Origin of the sequence: Bradyrhizobium rifense, assembly GCF_008123425.1 — a bacterium.
Taxonomy (GTDB): Bacteria; Pseudomonadota; Alphaproteobacteria; order Rhizobiales; family Xanthobacteraceae; genus Bradyrhizobium; species Bradyrhizobium rifense.
Genome location: NZ_VSSS01000119.1, coordinates 1 through 3671, shown reverse-complemented (window position 1 = coordinate 3671; position 3671 = coordinate 1). Strand labels below are relative to the sequence as shown.

Below are 3671 nucleotides of genomic sequence, written 5' to 3'. Positions count from 1 at the left end.
GGCCGGGACGAAGGAACGGCCCTCGGCTCGAACAAAGGAACTGAGCGATAAGAGGAGCAAGCGATGACGTAACCCTGTCAATCGTTCCCAGCCGAGGTCTGCGAGAGGATGAGACGAGATGGAGGTTCGGTCTTTCCGGCGCATGCGAACACTGGTGACCCAAATGGCCCCAATCGAGGCCTGTCCGCTAATGAGAACGCATGCGCGCTGATATCCATGATGGCCCGGAGCAAATGCTCCAATCAGAGGCCGGATACATTGATGCAAGACCGCTCACCGCCAGCTCGGCGAAACCACTTGCAACGCACGGCCGGACCATACATTGGGTCAATCGCGTCGGTCGGACGCCCGGCTAACCCGCTTCCGGTCTATCCCGATAACCGGACAACATGGAAACCGGTCCGGATTTCGCATTCGGGCCATGAGGCTGGTCGAACTCACTCTGGACGAGTTCTATGCCACGCTGAGTAGCGAACCGAAGGCAGCTTCAGACGCAGGATTTCTCCTGAAGCTGCCTGCGGCGGAAGATCGCAATGCCGGCCGCGGCCAACAACGAACCATTGCGCCATTTGTGCGTTGAAAATTGTGGGCGATTTCGAGCTGGGAGCTACCATCATGCTTCCGCGTGGCGTTTGCCTGACGGCTTTTTTGGTTGGTGCCTCGATGCTGGCGGCGAGCGCTGGCGCGTCCGCCCAGGACCATGGAAGGGGTGGACCACCGGGAGCGGCTGCACGGCCAGCCCCGCCGCCGGCCCGGGCGGCACCACCACCCGCAATGGCCCGTCCGGCGGCGCCCCCAGCCATGGCGCGTCCCGCCGCGCCGGCATTCCATCCCCCGGCCATGCCGCAGCGCCCGGCCATGGCGCCGCATCCGGCGCCGCACATCGCCGCACCACCGCCGCGTCCGGCCCCCCACTTCGCTGCACCGCCGCCGCGGGCTGCCCCGCACGTAGCGGTGCCGCGGCCTGAATTCCATCGGGCGCCGGCAGCGCCGCAACGTCCGGCCATGACACCGCGGCCGACGCCGCATATCGCCACCCCGTCGCGCCCAAGCGCACCGCCGGCGGTGAGCGAGCGGCTGTCGCGACAGGGGCAGATCGAACAGCGCGCGCAACAGCATCAGCAGCAGATCCAGCAGCGCCAGCAGATGGTGCAGCAGCGGCAGCGCGAGGTGCTGTCGCACCAGACCGCGGAGCGCCAGACCCGCATCGATCGCCTGCAGCAGCGCGTGCAGCAATTGCAGTCGCAAAAGCTGGACGGCGCGCGGGCGCAACGCGAGCAGCAACGGATGCTCCAGACGCAGAACCGCTTGCTTGACCGGGAGCAGCGCGCGCAAAAAACCGATCTGGCGCGCCAGCAGCGGCTGGGACTGCAGGCTCCCGCTGCAACTGCTGCATCGGTTGCCGCCGCGCGAACCGTCGAGCGCGGGCGGTTTGCCGCGCGCTTCCGCGAGCAGCCGACTGCGCAAGTCCAGGCGGCCCTCATCACCCGTCAGAGCGGTTGGGCGCCCCGGCAGGCCTGGCGACACCGCCATCCCGCGGTGTTCGTGGCGTGGCTTGGGCCCGTGTTCTGGCCTTACGCCTACTCCGACATTTTTGACTACACGTTCTGGTCCTATGCTTACGAGCCCGGCTATTGGGCGTATGCGTATGACGACTTCGTCGACACCCTGTACTGGGGTGGTGACAGCCCCTATTCCGCCTATGCCAGCATCAACCCGAATGATTATCCGCAAGCCGGCGGCGGCGCCCGCGCGCGTCAGCGCGCCAGCGTGAGCCCGCAGACGCTACAGCAATTGTGCGGCACACCGGACAAGGGCGTCACAGCCTGGCCGCTTGCCGATATCGCGCGGGCGGTGCGGCCGACGCCGGAGCAACGCGCCCTGCTCGACGCGCTAAAGACCGCGGCGGCCAACGCTGCCGGTGTGTTCAAGGACTCCTGCGCGGAGACTTATGCACTGACGCCGCCCGGCCGCTTGCGGGCGATGATGAACCGCGTCAGCGCGACGCTGGAAGCGGTCAAGATCGTGCGACCGGCACTGGAGAATTTTTACAACTCGCTCAGTGACGAGCAGCAGGCCCGCTTCAACGCGCTCGGCCCCAATATCGGTGATCGCGCGCCGCCGCAGCAGCAAGCCAGTGCACAAGCCAGTGCCGAGGGCTGCGGCGATCCGAAGTCCGGCCTGACCCAGTTGCCGATCCAAAGGATCGAGGCCGTGCTCCACCCCGCAGGCAAGCAGAAGGAGGCGCTCGACCGCCTGAGTGAAGCGACGGCCAAGGGCGTTGAAGGCCTACAGGCGGCCTGCCCAAACGATGTACCGCTGACGCCGGTCGGACGGCTGGAGGCAATGCAGCACCGGCTCGAGGCCATGCTTCAGGCCGCCAAGCTGGTCGAACCCGCCCTGGACGAGTTCTATGCCATGCTGAGCAGCGAGCAGAAGGCACGCTTCAACACGCTGCAACAGGTCGCAAGCCCGTGAGGGCGGCGTCGCATTCTCTCGTTGCAATTTGCGCAGCGGCCGAACGATGTGGGGTGACGCAATCGCCCCGCGTCAAAGCTCGACAAGGACATGCGTCTACGGGCCGCTCCTCTCTGCGAGACGTGCGGCGGTACCGAATGCAAACGACAGCCTCGTTCCGTCCTCACGCACCGGAAATCGTCTTCGGTCCAGCGTCATTCGTGCTTGTGATCGCTCGAGGCCGCTCTATCTCATGCGAGCCAGTGGCGTTGCATTGTTCGAAGTAAGAAGACATCTCAAGATCGGCCAGGTGATCCCAATATTCTGCTTCTGCGAGCAGCTTCCATTTGTTCATGCTGTTGTACGCGGCCTGTTGGCGGCACAGCGAACCCATCGCACGCAAGCGTTGCACCTTCTCCACTGCGAACCTCCCTTCGTGCTTGCTTTTTTGCAAGCGCATTTGTGTCGTTACAATTTCGCAGATTGAATTGACGCGTGATAGTCCGGTGTTTGACGGTCAATATATGATAGCGCAATCGTCTGACTTTTCGCCGAAGCTCGCATCGGACGACGGGTTCCTAAGTCGCAGATGCATTCCATTTCAGGACTGAAATTTTAATTGTGAGCGGCCTTCCCTGGATGGTGGTTAGCTTGCGATCAGACCGGGCCGGACAAAGTTTGATCCCGAAGCTATTTTGGCCCGGCACATGGACTGCAAGACCGCCTTCGGGCGGTCTTTCCTTATCGCCGCAATAACGAGGGTCCAGGGCTGGAAACCACGGCTGGACCACGCCGGGCCTTCGGCAAAAGTCACTAGCCTTGCCACGCCGGTCACAGCAATGGCCCCGACGATTGCACGTCGGGGCCATTCAAGATCATCAGGCAGGGTACATCCGCCGTGCCTTTTGATCGTTGATGCCACTGATTACCGCATCCGATCTGGCGCAGACTGTGGCGAGGCTACGGCATCGGGATGATGACATTCTGCCTGGTAGCTGATGGCTGTCCACCTCTCGTTGGTGGCACTCCAACCAGCTCGCTGTTAGGTGCGTCGCACGGACCGATTTCCAACCAAATCCAACGGAGCACAGTAACGCCGCGGTGAGCTGCTTCGTGCTTCCTGGCTCGTTAGCCGCATGTCCGGTATTCGGCCGAGAGCGGCCCAATGCGGTGAAAGGGCGAAGGTCCGAGATGGGTCTTGGTCGTGTAAAAAC

Annotated in this window: 3 protein-coding genes; 2 read left to right on the top strand and 1 reads right to left on the bottom strand. The window is 63.5% G+C overall.

What is annotated here, in order from left to right:
- The first annotated feature begins 421 nt into the window (after nt 1-421).
- Both FXB40_RS48610 and FXB40_RS47160 read left to right on the top strand, forming a co-directional pair.
- Nucleotides 422-580: a hypothetical protein gene (locus FXB40_RS48610; protein ID WP_187437623.1), complete on the top strand. Its 159-nt coding sequence runs from the start codon at nt 422-424 to the stop codon at nt 578-580.
- 278 nt (nt 581-858) lie between these two features.
- Nucleotides 859-2478 carry a Spy/CpxP family protein refolding chaperone gene (locus tag FXB40_RS47160; protein ID WP_246208388.1) on the top strand — a complete coding sequence of 540 codons (1620 nt, stop codon included), beginning with the start codon at nt 859-861 and terminating at the stop codon, nt 2476-2478.
- Nucleotides 2479-2641: 163 nt separating this feature from the next.
- On the opposite strand, the gene FXB40_RS47155 is transcribed toward FXB40_RS47160, so the two are convergent.
- A complete protein-coding gene (locus tag FXB40_RS47155) occupies nt 2642-2878 on the bottom strand; it encodes a hypothetical protein (RefSeq protein ID WP_148779071.1) in 237 nt (78 codons plus the stop codon).
- Between the last annotated feature and the right edge of the window lie 793 nt (nt 2879-3671).

What these genes read in the sequence shown, in the direction of transcription:
- FXB40_RS48610 (WP_187437623.1), top strand. Translation starts at nt 422, where the DNA reads ATGAGGCTGGTCGAACTCACTCTGGACGAGTTCTATGCCACGCTGAGT.
- FXB40_RS47160 (WP_246208388.1), top strand. Translation starts at nt 859, where the DNA reads ATGGCGCCGCATCCGGCGCCGCACATCGCCGCACCACCGCCGCGTCCG.